General features: G+C 68.0%; 1 pseudogene. It reads left to right on the top strand.

The annotated features are described in order from the left end of the window. Positions 1-244 (top strand): annotated as a pseudogene (locus SB816_RS34255) (amino acid ABC transporter substrate-binding protein); the annotation flags it as partial.

The following is a 244-nucleotide window of genomic DNA, read 5'->3' as shown; positions in this document are numbered from 1 at the left end:
CCTCGCGGGCAAGACCGTGGTCACGAATCAGGGCACGACGTCCGAGCGCATGCTGCGCCGCATGAATCTCGATCGCCACATGAACATGCAGGTGCTCAGCGCGCACGACTACGGCGAGGGACGGCGAATGCTCGAATCGGGCCGCGCCGTGGCCTACATGATGGACGACGTCCTGCTCGCGGGCACGCGCGCCCACATGGCGAAGCCGGCGGACTGGGTGATCGTCGGCACGCCGCAGTCGTCC

This window comes from Achromobacter sp. SIMBA_011, assembly GCF_046535435.1.
In the GTDB taxonomy this organism is placed as follows: Bacteria; Pseudomonadota; Gammaproteobacteria; order Burkholderiales; family Burkholderiaceae_B; genus Achromobacter; species Achromobacter dolens.
The sequence above is the reverse complement of the archived record's forward strand: the minus strand, read 5'-3'. Positions and strand labels throughout refer to the sequence as shown.